Source organism: Caballeronia sp. Lep1P3, assembly GCF_022879595.1.
Lineage (GTDB): Bacteria > Pseudomonadota > Gammaproteobacteria > Burkholderiales > Burkholderiaceae > Caballeronia.
The window spans coordinates 427,360-441,241 of record NZ_CP084265.1 but is presented as its reverse complement, the minus strand read 5'-3'; the positions used below and the strand labels follow the sequence as shown (position 1 = coordinate 441,241).

The following is a 13,882-nucleotide window of genomic DNA, read 5'->3' as shown; positions in this document are numbered from 1 at the left end:
GCAAGTCATCTTGCAAGCGAACGCTGCCGCAAAGCGCCGGCTGATCGTCGCGATCACCGGCGCAACGGGCGCGATCTACGGCGTGCGTCTGCTCGAGACGTTGCGTCGTATGGGCGGCGTCGAAACGCATCTGCTCGTGTCCAGCGCCGGATGGCTCAACATTCAGCACGAACTCGACCTCGACAAAGCCGCGGTCCACGCGCTCGCGGATGTCGTCCATAACGTGCGCGATGTCGGCGCGAGCATCGCGTCGGGTTCCTTCGCCACGGACGGGATGGTCGTCGCGCCCTGCTCCATGCGAACGCTCGCGAGCATCGCGCACGGCTTTTCCGACAATCTCGTCACCCGCGCCGCCGATGTCGTATTGAAGGAGCGTCGCCGGCTCGTGCTGCTCGTGCGGGAAACGCCGTTCAATCTCGCGCATCTGCGCAATATGACAGCCGTCACCGAGATGGGCGGCATCATCTTTCCGCCGCTTCCCGCGTTTTATCAAAAGCCGGCGACGATCGACGAAATGGTCGATCACACCGTCGCGCGCGTCATCGATCTATTCGGCATCGCGCAGCCGGTCGCCACTGCGTGGCAAGGCATGCGCGGCGAAACCGACTGATTCGCAACAACGCGGACACAATCCATTGCCGCTGCCGCCGTTTATCTACGCGGCGAGGCGCTTTACATTGGTGGCATTCCTTTCGCAGGCGCTGCCATGAACCGACTTCCCAGCGTTTTCCTTTCCCACGGCGCGCCGACGCTGCCGATCGATCCGTCGATGCCGTCCGCCGAGTTCGCCTCGCTTGCCGCAACGCTGCCGCGCCCGCGCGCGATTCTGATGCTCTCCGCGCACTGGGGCACGGCGCACCCGGTGGCGAGCGTCGCGACGCAGCCCGAGACGATCCACGATTTTTACGGCTTCCCGCGCGCGCTCTATGAACTGCGCTATCCCGCGCCCGGCGCGCCGGATGTCGCGAGGCGCGCGGCCGCGTTGCTGGATGAACAAGGCATCGCCAGTGCGACGGCCGATCACGGGCTGGATCACGGCGCCTGGGTGCCGCTGCTTCTGATGTTTCCCGCCGCCGATATTCCTGTCGCGCAGCTCTCGATTCAGCCGCGCCTCGACGCCGCGCATCACTTTCGCGTCGGCCGCGCGCTGCGCGCGTTGCGCGATGACGGCGTGATGATCGTCGGTTCGGGGCAAATCACGCACAACCTGCGCATGGCGGATTTCGCCGCGCGACCCGAGGACGGCGATGCGCGCGTCGTCGAATTCACCGACTGGTTCGAAGCGCGTCTGACCGCTCGCGACATCGACGCTCTCCTCGACTATCGCGCCCGCGCGCCGCACGCCGCGCTGATGCATCCGACCGACGAACATCTGCTGCCGGTGTTCGGCGCGCTCGGCGCGGCCGCCGACGATTACCGGCTCGGCGTTCAATCGCTCGGTACGTTCCAGCGCGCGCTCGCGATGACCCACTACGTCTTCTCGGACGCGTAGCGCCAGAACGACGAAGCCCGCCGGATCGCTCGGGCGGGCTTCGTTTCAGACGGTGTCGCTAAGGGTTACGCGCCGACTTCGTGAAGAATGTCGTCGTGGCTCTCGCGCTCGTCGAGATACTCGGAGCGATAGCCGGTGTGCACGCCCCAGTAGTAGTACAGCAGCGCCATCACGGCGACTGCCGCCATGTCCCAGCCATACGGCAACAGTCCGCTGCCGCCGAACTGCTTGCTGCCGATGAGCGACATCACCGCCATCGACGGCAGATAGCCGATCATCCACCACGCGGCCTTCAGGTCGCGGCCCCAGCCGGCGAAGCCCGTCTTGCCCTGAAAGTAGAAGTACACCGGCAGCGCGACGACCATCAGCAGAATGATCTGTCCGGTCAGCGGCCACTTCGCCCAGTACAGCACGAGCGATGCGCAGACGAACGCGAACGGCGCGATCACGCCCATCAGCGGCAGGCGGAGCGGACGGTCGAGATCGGGCGCGGAACGGCGCAGCGCCATCAGGCTCACCGGACCGGTCAGATAGGAAATGACCGTCGCCACCGAGATCACCGCTGCGAGCGTGTCCCAGCCGCGGAAAAAGAACATGAAGATGAACGCGACGATCAGGTTGAACCACATCGCCTGGCGCGGCACGCCGTAGAGCGGATGCACGTTGCCGAAGATTTTCGGCATCGTGTTGTTGCGCTCCATCGCGTAAATCATGCGCGTGGTCGTCGCCATGTAGGTCGTGCCGGTGCCGCTCGGGCTGACGAATGCATCGACGTAAAGCAGCACGGCGAGCCAGTTCAGGTTGAGCGCGAGCGCGAGTTCCGCGAACGGCGACGCGAAGTGGAAGTGGTGCCAGCCCTGCATCACGTCGCTCGGATTCACCGCGCCGATATACGCGATCTGGAGCAGCACATAAATGACCAGCGCGAGCAGGATGGAACCGACGACGGCGAACGGCACGCTGCGGCCCGGATGACGCGCTTCGCCCGCCAGGTTCACCGGGCTTTGAAAGCCGTTGAAGCTGAACACGATTCCGCTCGTCGCCACCGCCGTCAGCACGGCGGGCCAGCCGTAGGGCGCGAAGTTCGATACCGTGCCGAAGTTCTCGGCATGGAATCCGGTGAAAATGAGGCCCGCGATGGTCGCACCGGGAATCACGAACTTGAAGACGGTGATGGCCGTGTTCGCGCGCGCGAAGAGCTTCACGCCCCAATAATTCAGCATGAAGTAGACGATGACCAGCAGCGCGGACAGCGCAAGCCCGCTCGTCGTGAGCGTCTTGTTGACGAAAAGCGCATGTGTCCATTCATACGGCCACGTGCTCATGTACTGGATGGACGCCTCGGCTTCGATCGGAATGACCGAAACGATGGCGATCCAGTTCGCCCACGCCGCAACGAAGCCAACGAGCGCGCCGTGCGAATACCGCGCGTAGCGCACCATTCCGCCGGATTCGGGGAACATGGCGCCCAGTTCGGCATAAGTCAGCGCGATGGCGAGGATCACGATCGCGCCGATGACCCACGCGCAAATGGCGGCCGGCCCGGCGATCTGCGACGCCTTCCACGCGCCGAACAGCCACCCCGAACCGATGATCGACCCAAGGCCGGTCAGCATGAGCGGCCACGGCCCAATATTTCTCTGTATCGAACTCTTCACTCTCTTCTCCAATGTCTCGCGTCGCCCGCGAGTCGAACTCGGCTAAGCGGCCGCCTGCGCGGGGGTGCCGGTCATGTTCCGGCGAGCCAGCGGCTCCGGTGCAACCCTTCGCAACGAGGCGCGTAGTTTAACGGTTGCACCTTTGAAATGCAGCGCTTCGCTGTCGCAAACACGCATTTCTGACGGCTTCGCGGGCATGAAGCAGTGAAGGTTTCGGCATCGGTAAGAAAGGGCGGCGTCGTCTCAAAAAACCCCCTCAAAGTGGTCGGATATTATTTGACCGCGAAATGGTTTCGCCGTATAAACCTTCTTGCAGGATTTCAAGTGGCGAGTAGAGTGGTTCTTTCGTAGTTCGCCATTACGGTACTCCGGTTGGTCCCATTGCCCCTTCCTTGATCTTCATGCACCCCTGGCTTCGGCCTTAATCATCAATTTTTTGGAATAAGTAATATGGAAACCGGTACCGTCAAGTGGTTCAATGACGCAAAGGGCTTTGGCTTCATCACGCCGGACGGCGGCGGCGAAGACCTGTTCGCGCACTTCTCGGAAATCCGCATCGAAGGCTTCAAGACGCTTCAGGAAAACCAAAAGGTTACCTACGAAGTGAAGACTGGCCCGAAGGGCAAGCAAGCTGCGAACATCAAGCCGGTCTAAGTTTCGAGACCCGCTGAGTTCAGACAAAAAACCCCGCAAGCGCGGGGTTTTTTGCTTTGAGGCGCACATAATCGCGAAAGCTCAGGCAAATACACGCTGCGCGTAGATGCCGAGTCCGGTCGCCACGCTCGACAAGCGGTCGCCGAAAACGGGCTGCGCGCCGGGAAACGCCGCCGCGATCGAATCGGAGAGAAAGCGCAGGCCCGTCGTTCCGCCGGTGAAGTACACTGCGCCGACATCCGCCGCGCTGATTCCCGCGCGCTTCACGGTCTCGAGCGCCGCTTCCGCGATGCGCCGCGTTTCCTCCCTGCCCGCCTCGATCAGTTGCGCTTCGTCGAACGGCACGCGCAGCGCTTCCTCGATCTCCTCCATGTCGATTTCCGACACCCCGCCCGCCGACACGTCGATCTTCGCTTCTTCGGCGTGCGCGGTGAGCGCGTGCCCGAGCCGCCGGTCGACGACGCGCATCAGGCGGTCGTGGTGGCGCGGCTCGACATACAGATGCCGCATGAGCCGCATTTCGCCGACGCGCTTGGGCGCATAGACGGTATTGATCAGATGCCACGTCGCGAGGTCGAAGTACACGCGATTCGGCACTTCGCGGCCCTGCGGATCGAGCGCCTGATAGCCGAGTTGACGCAAGATGGTGGCGAGTTCGACGCGCCGATCGTAGTCCGTGCCCGCGACATGCACGCCGTGATGCGCGAGCACGTCGCTCTTGCGGTCCAGATGACGCGCGCGCTCCGGGCCCACGCGCACGAGCGAAAAGTCCGACGTGCCGCCGCCGATGTCCGCCACCAGCACGAGGCTTTCCTGCGTGAGCCGCGCCTCGTAGTCGAACGCGGCGGCGATCGGCTCGTACTGGAAGCGGATCTCGCCGAAGCCGACAGCGTGCGCGCACGCTTCGAGCTGCTGCTGCGCCAGGCGATCGGCGCGCGGGTCGTCGTCGACGAAGAACACCGGGCGGCCCAGCACCGCGCGCGTGAGCGGCCCGGCGGCGACCGCTTGCGCCTTCTGCTTGAGGTGCTGCAAGAAGAGCGTGATGACGTCGGTGTACTTGATGGCTGAGCCGTCGCCGAGATCGGTGACGCTCTCCGCGAGCGGCGAGCCGAGAATGCTCTTCATCGAGCGCATCAGGCGGCCGTCGAAGCCGTCGATATACGCTTCGAGCGCCGCACGGCCGTAGGACTGATTGTGTTCGTCGGTGTTGAAGAAGACGGCGGTGGGCAGCGTGGTCGCGTCGCCCTCGACGGGCGCAAGCCGCATGCGCGTGCCGTCGGGCAAGGCAACGGCGGAATTCGACGTGCCGAAATCGATCGCGCAGTAAGTCATGGGTATCGCGGCGGCGTTGGCGAGCAACGCCGCGTTTGAGAGTTGGACGGGGTTTTTATCACGTTCAGCGCGCGGAATCCATCTTGGAAGGGAAATTTTCAACTGCGAAGTTGAACCCCCGAAAGCGGAATGGCTCTTGCTTCGTGCGCTTGCGTTGTCAACCACGGACGGCCGGCCTTCATGAACGAAACCACTGCACCGCAAGCGCATCGTTCGTCCAAGGGGCCGGGCGACGCAGCCGGCGTCATCGAGACGGATTTGCCTGGACGCCTCGATCGCCTGCCGTGGGGCCGGTTTCACACGCTGATCGTGTTTGCGCTCGGCATCACCTGGCTGCTCGACGGACTCGAAGTGACGCTGGCCGGCGCCGTCGCGAGCGCGCTCAAGGCAAGTCCCGCGCTGCGCTTTTCGAATGCGGACGTGGGCTTCGGCGGGAGCGCGTATATCGCGGGCGCGGTGATCGGCGCGCTCGGATTCGGCTGGCTCACGGACCGGCTCGGCCGCCGCAAGCTCTTCTTCATTACGCTCTTTCTCTACGTCGCCGCGACCGCCGCGACCGCTTTTTCGTGGGATCTCGCGTCGTTCGTGCTCTTCCGGTTCCTGACGGGCGCGGGCATCGGCGGCGAGTACACGGCAATCAACTCGACGATCCAGGAATTCACGCCCGCCCGCTTGCGCGGCTGGACGGACCTCGCGATCAACGGCACGTTCTGGATCGGCGCGGGCATCGGCGCGGCCGGCTCGCTCGTCCTGCTCGATCCCGGCCTGCTGCCGCCGGACTGGGGATGGCGCGCGTGCTTTCTCATCGGCGCGGCGCTCGGCTTAACCATTCTCTTCATGCGGATGTGGGTGCCGGAAAGCCCGCGCTGGCTCATTACGCACAACCGCGCGGACGAAGCGCGTCAAATCGTCGAGGAAATCGAGGCGCATTTCCGTGAGCATGGCGTGACCGTGCCCGACACGCCCGTCAAGCCGTTGCGCCTGCACGCGCGCGAACACACGCCGTTGTCCGAGGTCGCGCATACGCTTTTCAACGTACATCGGCGGCGCTCGCTCGTCGGACTCGTGCTGATGACCGCGCAAGCCTTCTTCTACAACGCGATCTTTTTCACCTACGCGCTAGTGCTGACGGACTTCTATAACGTACCGGGCGATCGCATAGGCTGGTACGTGCTGCCGTTCGCCGCGGGCAATTTCCTCGGTCCGGTGCTGCTCGGCAAGCTCTTCGACGTGCTGGGCCGCCGCCGGATGATCGCGTTCACTTACGCCGTGTCGGGCGTGCTGCTGACCGTGAGCGGCTGGATGTTCGTGCACGGCATGCTTTCCGTGACGACGCAGACCGTCGCGTGGATGGTGATTTTCTTCTTCGCGTCGGCGGCGGCGAGTTCGGCGTATCTGACGGTGAGCGAGACGTTCCCGCTGGAGATCCGCGCGCTCGCGATCGCCGTCTTCTATGCGTTCGGCACGGCGCTCGGCGGCATCATCGGGCCGACGCTTTTCGGGCAACTCATCGACACGCACGAGCGCGGCGCGGTCTTCGTCGGCTATTTGATCGGCTCGGTGCTGATGATCGCGGCGGCGGTCGTCGCGGGCATCTGGGGCGTCGCGGCCGAGCGCAAGTCGCTGGAGGATGTGGCGCGGCCACTCTCCGCCGCCGACGAAGGGTAACCGCCCAAGGCCGCGCGAGGCCGCGCTCAGTCGAACGCGGTTCCCCACGCGCCTTCGAACGCGGTTTCGCCGAGCGCGCGACGGGCTCGCGGCGCGGCTTCGCGCTCGCGCAGCGCTTCGTCGAGCAGACTCGCGTCGCCGTGATGCCCGATCGCGATCATCGCGATGAGCTGCGCGTCCTCGGGAACCGAGAATGCCGCGCGGAACGCGTCGCGGTCGAAGCCGCCCATCTGATGCGTCGCGAGGCCCGTCGCGTGCGCCTGGAGCACGAGCGCCATCGCGGCAGCGCCGGTGTCGTAAGTGGCGGTGCGGTTGGGCTCGCCCTTGGGCGTGAGCGTCGACGCCGTCACGCAGATCAGCACCGGCACCGTCGCGTTCCAGTTTTGATTCGACGGCGCGAGCGTTTCGAATGCGCGCAGAAACACCGCTTCGTCGCGATGCCGGTCGAACACGATGAACCGCCAAGGCTGCAGGTTGTTCGACGACGGCGCCCAGCGCGCCGCTTCCAGCAGTCGACGCAAGTGCGCGCGGTCCACGGGCTTGTCGGCGAACGCGCGCGGGCTCCAGCGGCCGGCGATCAGTTCGTGGATGTCGACATCGGTCGGAGCGGGTTTGGCACTCATGGCATCTGTCCTTGTCTCGTTGAGGGCAACGGCGCGCGCCGTTTCATCGGCAAGGATAAACAAGGATGCGCGCGAACGCTGCCGCCCTCGGCTCGTCACGTCACCGGCACGCCGAGCGCACGCCGCGCGCGATTGATGCGCAGCACCGCGACCGCCGCGACGAGGCACAGTCCGCCCGAGATCATCGTCGCGACGGTGTAGCTGCCGAGGCTCGAGCGCAGCATGCCGCCGCCGAGCGCCGCGAACGCCGCGCCGAGCTGATGCCCCGCCACGACCCAGCCGAAGACGATCGGCGCGGATTCCTTGCCGTAGACGTCGGTGGCGAGGCGCACGGTCGGCGGAACGGTGGCGATCCAGTCGAGGCCATAGAACACGGCGAAGAGCGGCAGACCGAAGAAGTCGATGCCGAACGCATACGGCAGATAGATCAGCGACAGGCCGCGCAAGCCGTAGTACCAGAACAGCAGGATGCGCGCGTTGAAGCGGTCTGAGAGCCAGCCGGAGAGCGTCGTGCCGAAGAGGTCGAAGATGCCCATCGCGGCGAGCAGCGTGGCGCCTTGCACCTGCGTCATGCCGTAGTCGGAGCACATGGCGATCAGGTGCGTGCCGACATAGCCGTTCGTGCTCGCGCCGCAGACGAAGAAGCTGAAGAAAAGCAGCCAGAAGTCGCGCGTCTTGCTCGCGGATGCGAGCGCGCCGAACGCGACCTTGATCGGATTCTTCGGCGCGCCGGTTGCGCTTGCCGACGCCTGCGCCGTTTCGCCGACGGGACGCAGCGCGAGATCGGCGGGACGCTCCGGCAACAGCCACGCGACGAGCGGCAAAACAAGCGCGGTCGCCGCCGCGACGACGAACACCACCGGGCGCCAACCGTGATGCTCTGAAAGCGACGCGAGAAACGGCAGGAACACAAGCTGGCCGGTCGCCGAACTCGCGGTGAGAATGCCCATCGCCAACCCGCGATGCGTCGTGAACCAGCGATTCACGACCGTCGCCGAAAGCGTCAGCGCCGCGACGCCCGTCGCGCTGCCGACCATCACGCCCCAGACGAGCACCATTTGCCAGGGCGCCGTCATCATCGACGAAATGCAGACGCCCGCCGCCAGCGTCGCGAGCGCGCCGAGCAAGGTCGGGCGCACGCCAAAGCGCTGCATCGCGGCGGCGGCGAAGGGCCCGGTCAGGCCGTAGAGCGCGAGGTTGACGGAAATGGCGAGCGAAATCGTGCCGCGCGACCAGCCGAAGTCCTTCTCGAGCGGAAGCATCATCACGCTCGGCGTCGCGCGCGTGCCGGCCGCCGCGAGCAACACGAGAAACACGACGCCCACCGCGATCCATCCGTAATGCACCCGGCCATTCAGCCGCCTCGCCACCCAGTTCATCGCCGCTCCGATTCGTTCGTTGGAATTTCTGTTACCGACTTGTCACATCCGAGTTGCGAGCTTAGTTACCGATCGGTAACATGTCAAGGTCGATGCGTCTTTTCCGCGACGCACTTTTTAGGATTCGAACTTTGACACGATCATCCGGCGACTTGTCGAAAGCCCCTTCCCGCCGGCAGGCGCGCACCGATGCCGCGACTGCCGAGCAACAACTGCTCGACGCGGCGCAGGCGCTCTTCTATCGGGATGGCATCCGCGCGGTCGGCGTCGATGCCGTCGTCGAACGCGCGGGCGTCAACAAGATGAGTCTTTATCGGCGCTTTGCGTCGAAGGACGAGCTTGTCGTCGCGTATCTGGAACGCATGGACGACGGCTTCCGGCGGCGTTTCGAGGCGAGCGTCGCGAAGCATCCCGGCGAGCCGGCGAAGCAGCTCGTCCAGGCGCTCGAAGACCTCGTGAAACGCGCGTCGGCGCCCGATTACCGTGGCTGTCCTTTCGTCAACGTCGCGTGCGAATTCGGCGACCCGGCGCATCCGGCGCGGCAGCTCGTCGAGCGCAACAAGCACTTTCTGATGACGCGTCTCACCGATATTTCGCGCGAAGCCGGCGCAAGGAATCCGGCGGAACTGGCAGAATCGCTGGCGCTGCTCGTCGACGGCATCTACGCGACGAGCCAGACTTACGGGCCGGGTTCCGGGCCGCTGCGGGCGGCGCCGCGCATCGCGCGCACGCTCATCGATGCAGCGTGCGCGCCGGACCCCGCCCAGCACGCCATTCAGGAAAACTCATGAAGCACGGAAGCAACCGCGACGACGTAATCGCGGCCATACAGCACTGGCTGACACGAGCGGTCATCGGACTCAATCTGTGTCCGTTCGCCAAAAGCGTTCACGTAAAGGGACAGATTCGCTATGTCGTGAGCGAAGCGCGCGCCGTGGAAGACGTGGTCGTGGAACTCTCGCAGGAACTGCGTCTCTTGCAGGAAAGCGATCCCGAGACCGTGGAAACGACGCTTTTCATCACGCCGGACGCGTTCGCCGACTTCGACGACTATAACGATGCCCTCTTTCTCGCCGAGCGCCTGCTCGACGAGATGGGGCTTGCCGGTGACTTGCAGATCGCGAGTTTTCATCCGCACTACCGCTTCGAAGGCACGGAGCCGGATGATATCGACAACTACACGAATCGCGCGCCGTATCCGGTCTTTCACTTGCTGCGCGAAGCAAGCATCGACCGCGCGGTGGATGCCTTTCCCGACGCCGCCGACATTTACGAGCGCAATATCGAAACGCTGCGCCGCCTCGGGCACGACGGCTTCAGCGCGTGGATGAAAAACAAGTCATAACTACTGCGCAAAGAAACGCTCGCGCAATTCTTCCAGCCCGAGCGTTTCGAGCACATCCGAGAGCCGCTGCGCCGGCCGGCCACGCGGCAGGTCCTTGAACTGCGCGATGATGAGTTCGTTCTTCATCGAGTGTTCCCAGCCCACGAGTTCCGTCACGCTGACCTGATAGCCGTGCGATTCCAGTTGGAGGCATCGCAGGACGTTCGTGATCTGGCTGCCGAATTCGCGTGTATGCAGCGGGTGCCGCCACATTTCGGTGAGCACGTTCTTCGACAACGCGTGTCCCTTGTTCTTGCGCAGGACGCCCGCGACTTCCGCCTGACAGCAGGGCACCACGACGATGTACTTCGCGTTCTTCTGCAGAGCGAACTGGATGGCGTCGTCGGTCGCGGTATTGCATGCGTGCAGCGCGGTCACGACATCGACGGTCGCGGGCAGCCGGTCGGAATGAATCGATTCGGCCACCGAGAGATTCAGGAACGACATCCGCTCGAAGCCCAGGCGCCGCGCCAATTCCTCCGACTTTTCGACCAGCTCTTCGCGCGTCTCTATGCCATAGATGTGTGACCGATCGCGCAGATGCTTGAAGAACAGATCGTAGAGAATGAACCCGAGGTATGACTTTCCCGCCCCGTGATCGACGAGCGACACGGAACTTTGACGTTGATGCACGTCCGCGAGAAGCGGTTCGATGAATTGGAACAGGTGATAGACCTGCTTGAGTTTGCGGCGGCTGTCCTGGTTCATCTTTCCGTCGCGCGTGAGGATGTGCAATTCCTTCAGCAGTTCGATGGACTGGTCCGGACGAATTTCGTGCTTGCTCGGGGTATCGGGCGTGCCGGAGGTGGACGCGGAAGACTTCTTGGCCATCGTGATCAGTGACTGTTGGATGAAAAGCGGAGCATGTTTGCGCGCAATGTGCGCTAACCGCTGGTTCTGCCGTCTCAAAAGAGGAAGTTTACCCAAAAGCGCAAAGACGCTCTCTGTTCCCGCCAACGATTCATCGGCAAATGCGTCTCGACAAGCGCATGGGAACGGATCGTGCATCGTCTGACAATGAGGCCATTGAAACGACGGCACACGAGCGTGGCCACCAGCGCCACGCGACGATGCGACAGGAGAAAACAAGCTGGTAGCACAGCCGCGTCTCGACCGCGCGTTCGCGCCGTCACCGCGTTTGGCTCTGTTACGTAACACCTAACGCACAGCGCGGCGATGCGACTCGCCGGCGCCATGATCAAGAGAGGACGGCGATGGATGCGATCCCGGACAAGAAAGCAGAGAAGCAGTTTCAGGAGATGCTTGCGGCATTGACCGCAATGCCCGCGTGGAGCGAGAAGCAGCAACTAGAACTGGAGATGGCCCGAGAGATTTCCGTGGAGATGTTGCGGCTCGCCGAGTCGATGCGCGACGGCTCCACCGACATCGAGACGTGCCTGACCATGCTCAAGTACGCGAAGGTGATGGACTTCGTCCTCACGACGCTCGCGTCGCGGCGGGAAATCGCTCCGCAGACGCTGCGCGTGATCTTCAAGCTCGCGGGTTTGAAGGTCGATGAGGCGTATCCGGGCTGACGCGCGTCTCTTTCGAAGGCTGCGCGTCTTCCGAGGACGCGCAGCGCTCAAGCTTTGCGTCTCGTCATGAGGCGCGCGGCCGAATTGCGCATGTGCCGCTGCATGGCGGCCTGAGCTTGCACGGCGTCGCGCGCTTCGAGCGCTTCCAGTATGTCGCGGTGTTCGGTGAGCGCGGCGGCCCACGTTTCCTCCCCTTCGAAGTGTCCCCGAAGCGTCGATGACAGCGGGCTATGCCGCTCGTCGTAGAGCGCGCCGACGGTCCGCACGAGCACGTCGTTGCCCGACATCTGCGCGATCGCGATGTGGAACGCGCGATCCGCGCTCATCGGAACTTGGCCGCTTTCGACTTCGCGCGCCATCGTCTCGTACACCGCCCGGAGTGCCTTCAGCGCCTTGGGCTTCGCGAACGGCGCGACGCTCGCCGCAATCGCGCCTTCGATCACGCTGCGCGCATTCATGATCTCGATCGGACTTTCGCCCAGTTCCGCCTCGGTGCGCGGCGGTTTGGCCGCGGGCGTCGCGCATATATAGACGCCGGAGCCCATGCGGATCTCGACGCGCCCTTCCAATTCCAGCGCCACGAGCGCCTCGCGCACCGAGGGCCGCGACACGCCGAGCGTCTGCGCCAGTTCGCGCTCCGAAGGCAGCCTTCCGTTCGGCGCGAAGTCCTTCTGCTCGATCAGGCCGCGCAGCTTGTCCGCGATCTGCAGATAGAGACGGCGCGTTTCGGCTGGTTTCACGCTCACGGTGACGGCTCCTCAAGGCTCGGGGAAAACGTGGATTGTAATCAGCCGGAGCCCCGATGCACCGTATGACGGCGGTTTCGCCGGCATCGACGGCTTACAAGTGGCTTGACCAATTCCGTTTCGAACCACTAGTATGCAATCTGGTCAGGCCACGCGGCCGATTTTTTTAAACCGCGTTGGAACCGTTCCCAAGCCTATTTCAGACGCTCGCCGTATCGCTGCGAACGACGCAAGAACGACGCAATCATGAGCAATCCGATTCTCCAGTTCGGCACGAGCCGCTTTCTGCAAGCGCACGTGGACTTCTTCGTCACCGAGGCGGCGCGGCGCGATCCGGCGCAGGCGCTCGGAAAGATCACGGTCGTGCAGACGACATCGAGCGCGGAAAGCCGCGCGCGTACCGATGCGCTGCGCGCCACGGGACGATATCCCGTTCGCATTCGCGGGCTTCGCCGGGACGAAACCGTCGATGAGACGATCGAATGCGATGCCATCACCGAGGCGCTGCACGCGAACGAAGACTGGCCGCTGCTCCTCGAGCGCATCCGGCGCGACGTGAAAGTGATCGTGTCGAACACCGCTGACGCCGGCTACGCACTGTTCGACGAAGACACCGCCGATCTGCTCGACGGTCAGCGTACGCCGCGCGGCTTCGCGGCGAAACTCGCGGTGCTGCTGCACGCGCGCTTTCGCGCGGGCGCCGAGCCGATCACGCTGCTGCCGTGCGAACTGGTTTCGCGCAACGGCGACACGCTGCGCGACCTGGTTTGCGGCCTCGCGCGCGCTTGGAACGCGGAGGACGCGTTCATCCAGTATCTGACGCGCGATTGCGTCTGGGTCAATTCGCTCGTGGACCGCATCGTGTCCGAGGCGATCGCTCCAGTCGGCGCGATCGCCGAGCCGTATGCGCTATGGGCGATCGAGCGCCAGGCGGGCATGGTGTTGCCGTGCGAGCACGAAGACATCGTCGTGACGGACGATCTCGCGCACTACGAACGCCTGAAGCTGCTGTTGCTCAATCTCGGCCACACGATGCTCGCCGACACATGGCGCACGCGCGACGGCGCGCCTGACATGACCGTGCTCGACGCCATGCGCGATCCGGCTTTGCGCGATCCGCTCGAAGCCGTGTGGCGCGAAGAAGTGCTGCCGGTGTTCACGGCGCTCGGCAAGCATGAGGTGGCCATCGACTATCTCGCGAGCGTGCGCGATCGCTTCGAGAACCCGTTTCTCGTGCATCGGCTCGCGGATATTGCGCGCAATCACGAAGAGAAGAAGATCCGGCGTTTCCAGCCGGTCATCGATCTTGCAGCCGAACTGGGGCTCGACATCGAACAGAAGCGGCTGCGCCATGCACTAGGCGCAAACGCAAGCTGAAGCCGGCGCGCGAATCCGACGCAGAACGCGGAGC

The 13,882-nt window shown here is 64.2% G+C and carries 14 protein-coding genes; 8 read left to right on the top strand and 6 right to left on the bottom strand.

Features of this window, described 5'->3' with window-relative positions; genetic code table 11:
* The first annotated feature begins 10 nt into the window (after positions 1 to 10).
* Positions 11 to 610 (top strand): UbiX family flavin prenyltransferase, encoded by a 600-nt coding sequence (locus LDZ27_RS02105; RefSeq protein ID WP_244815103.1) that lies wholly within the window; start codon positions 11 to 13, stop codon positions 608 to 610.
* A 96-nt stretch (positions 611 to 706) separates the two neighbouring features.
* Positions 707 to 1,492 carry a class III extradiol ring-cleavage dioxygenase gene (locus tag LDZ27_RS02100; protein ID WP_244815102.1) on the top strand — a complete coding sequence of 262 codons (786 nt, stop codon included), beginning with the start codon at positions 707 to 709 and terminating at the stop codon, positions 1,490 to 1,492.
* Between the two features lie 65 nt (positions 1,493 to 1,557).
* On the opposite strand, the gene LDZ27_RS02095 is transcribed toward LDZ27_RS02100, so the two are convergent.
* The gene (locus tag LDZ27_RS02095; RefSeq protein ID WP_244815101.1) at positions 1,558 to 3,150 is read right to left on the bottom strand and encodes an APC family permease; all 1,593 of its coding nucleotides are present in this window, start codon (positions 3,148 to 3,150) and stop codon (positions 1,558 to 1,560) included.
* Between the two features lie 450 nt (positions 3,151 to 3,600).
* Between LDZ27_RS02095 and LDZ27_RS02090 the strand changes: the two genes are divergently transcribed.
* Positions 3,601 to 3,804 (top strand): cold-shock protein, encoded by a 204-nt coding sequence (locus LDZ27_RS02090; protein WP_244815100.1) that lies wholly within the window; start codon positions 3,601 to 3,603, stop codon positions 3,802 to 3,804.
* Between the two features lie 81 nt (positions 3,805 to 3,885).
* On the opposite strand, the gene LDZ27_RS02085 is transcribed toward LDZ27_RS02090, so the two are convergent.
* A complete protein-coding gene (locus LDZ27_RS02085; RefSeq protein ID WP_244815099.1) occupies positions 3,886 to 5,136 on the bottom strand; it encodes an Hsp70 family protein in 1,251 nt (416 codons plus the stop codon).
* Positions 5,137 to 5,316: 180 nt separating this feature from the next.
* Between LDZ27_RS02085 and LDZ27_RS02080 the strand changes: the two genes are divergently transcribed.
* Entirely contained in the window at positions 5,317 to 6,804 is a 1,488-nt protein-coding gene (locus tag LDZ27_RS02080; protein ID WP_244815098.1) for an MFS transporter, read from the top strand.
* Between the two features lie 26 nt (positions 6,805 to 6,830).
* Here the strand turns inward: LDZ27_RS02080 and LDZ27_RS02075 are convergent, their stop codons facing one another.
* Together LDZ27_RS02075 and LDZ27_RS02070 are read right to left on the bottom strand one after the other, a co-directional pair.
* Positions 6,831 to 7,427 carry a nitroreductase family protein gene (locus tag LDZ27_RS02075; protein ID WP_244815097.1) on the bottom strand — a complete coding sequence of 199 codons (597 nt, stop codon included), beginning with the start codon at positions 7,425 to 7,427 and terminating at the stop codon, positions 6,831 to 6,833.
* A gap of 95 nt (positions 7,428 to 7,522) precedes the next feature.
* On the bottom strand, positions 7,523 to 8,806 hold the full coding sequence (locus LDZ27_RS02070; protein ID WP_244815096.1) for an MFS transporter: 1,284 nt from the start codon (positions 8,804 to 8,806) through the stop codon (positions 7,523 to 7,525).
* 92 nt (positions 8,807 to 8,898) lie between these two features.
* Here LDZ27_RS02070 and LDZ27_RS02065 point away from each other — a divergent pair, with 92 nt between their 5' ends.
* A complete protein-coding gene (locus LDZ27_RS02065) occupies positions 8,899 to 9,597 on the top strand; it encodes a TetR/AcrR family transcriptional regulator (RefSeq protein ID WP_370653384.1) in 699 nt (232 codons plus the stop codon).
* Positions 9,594 to 10,151: a DUF1415 domain-containing protein gene (locus tag LDZ27_RS02060; RefSeq protein WP_244815094.1), complete on the top strand. Its 558-nt coding sequence runs from the start codon at positions 9,594 to 9,596 to the stop codon at positions 10,149 to 10,151. Before LDZ27_RS02065 ends, LDZ27_RS02060 begins: the two co-directional genes overlap by 4 nt.
* Here the strand turns inward: LDZ27_RS02060 and LDZ27_RS02055 are convergent, their stop codons facing one another.
* Positions 10,152 to 11,021, bottom strand: a complete 870-nt coding sequence (locus LDZ27_RS02055) for an SAM-dependent methyltransferase (RefSeq protein WP_244815093.1) — start codon at positions 11,019 to 11,021, stop codon at positions 10,152 to 10,154.
* A 383-nt stretch (positions 11,022 to 11,404) separates the two neighbouring features.
* Between LDZ27_RS02055 and LDZ27_RS02050 the strand changes: the two genes are divergently transcribed.
* Positions 11,405 to 11,725, top strand: a complete 321-nt coding sequence (locus LDZ27_RS02050; RefSeq protein ID WP_008344375.1) for a hypothetical protein — start codon at positions 11,405 to 11,407, stop codon at positions 11,723 to 11,725.
* Between the two features lie 47 nt (positions 11,726 to 11,772).
* On the opposite strand, the gene LDZ27_RS02045 is transcribed toward LDZ27_RS02050, so the two are convergent.
* Positions 11,773 to 12,471: a FadR/GntR family transcriptional regulator gene (locus LDZ27_RS02045; protein ID WP_244815092.1), complete on the bottom strand. Its 699-nt coding sequence runs from the start codon at positions 12,469 to 12,471 to the stop codon at positions 11,773 to 11,775.
* A 246-nt stretch (positions 12,472 to 12,717) separates the two neighbouring features.
* Here LDZ27_RS02045 and LDZ27_RS02040 point away from each other — a divergent pair, with 246 nt between their 5' ends.
* Positions 12,718 to 13,848: a mannitol dehydrogenase family protein gene (locus LDZ27_RS02040; RefSeq protein WP_244815091.1), complete on the top strand. Its 1,131-nt coding sequence runs from the start codon at positions 12,718 to 12,720 to the stop codon at positions 13,846 to 13,848.
* Positions 13,849 to 13,882: the final 34 nt, after the last annotated feature.

Coding starts and splice junctions, on each gene's coding strand:
- LDZ27_RS02100 (WP_244815102.1), top strand. CDS start 707: ATGAACCGACTTCCCAGCGTTTTCCTTTCCCACGGCGCGCCGACGCTG.
- LDZ27_RS02090 (WP_244815100.1), top strand. CDS start 3,601: ATGGAAACCGGTACCGTCAAGTGGTTCAATGACGCAAAGGGCTTTGGC.
- LDZ27_RS02085 (WP_244815099.1), bottom strand. CDS start 5,136: ATGACTTACTGCGCGATCGATTTCGGCACGTCGAATTCCGCCGTTGCC.
- LDZ27_RS02080 (WP_244815098.1), top strand. CDS start 5,317: ATGAACGAAACCACTGCACCGCAAGCGCATCGTTCGTCCAAGGGGCCG.
- LDZ27_RS02075 (WP_244815097.1), bottom strand. CDS start 7,427: ATGAGTGCCAAACCCGCTCCGACCGATGTCGACATCCACGAACTGATC.
- LDZ27_RS02070 (WP_244815096.1), bottom strand. CDS start 8,806: ATGAACTGGGTGGCGAGGCGGCTGAATGGCCGGGTGCATTACGGATGG.
- LDZ27_RS02065 (WP_370653384.1), top strand. CDS start 8,899: ATGCGTCTTTTCCGCGACGCACTTTTTAGGATTCGAACTTTGACACGA.
- LDZ27_RS02060 (WP_244815094.1), top strand. CDS start 9,594: ATGAAGCACGGAAGCAACCGCGACGACGTAATCGCGGCCATACAGCAC.
- LDZ27_RS02055 (WP_244815093.1), bottom strand. CDS start 11,021: ATGGCCAAGAAGTCTTCCGCGTCCACCTCCGGCACGCCCGATACCCCG.
- LDZ27_RS02050 (WP_008344375.1), top strand. CDS start 11,405: ATGGATGCGATCCCGGACAAGAAAGCAGAGAAGCAGTTTCAGGAGATG.
- LDZ27_RS02040 (WP_244815091.1), top strand. CDS start 12,718: ATGAGCAATCCGATTCTCCAGTTCGGCACGAGCCGCTTTCTGCAAGCG.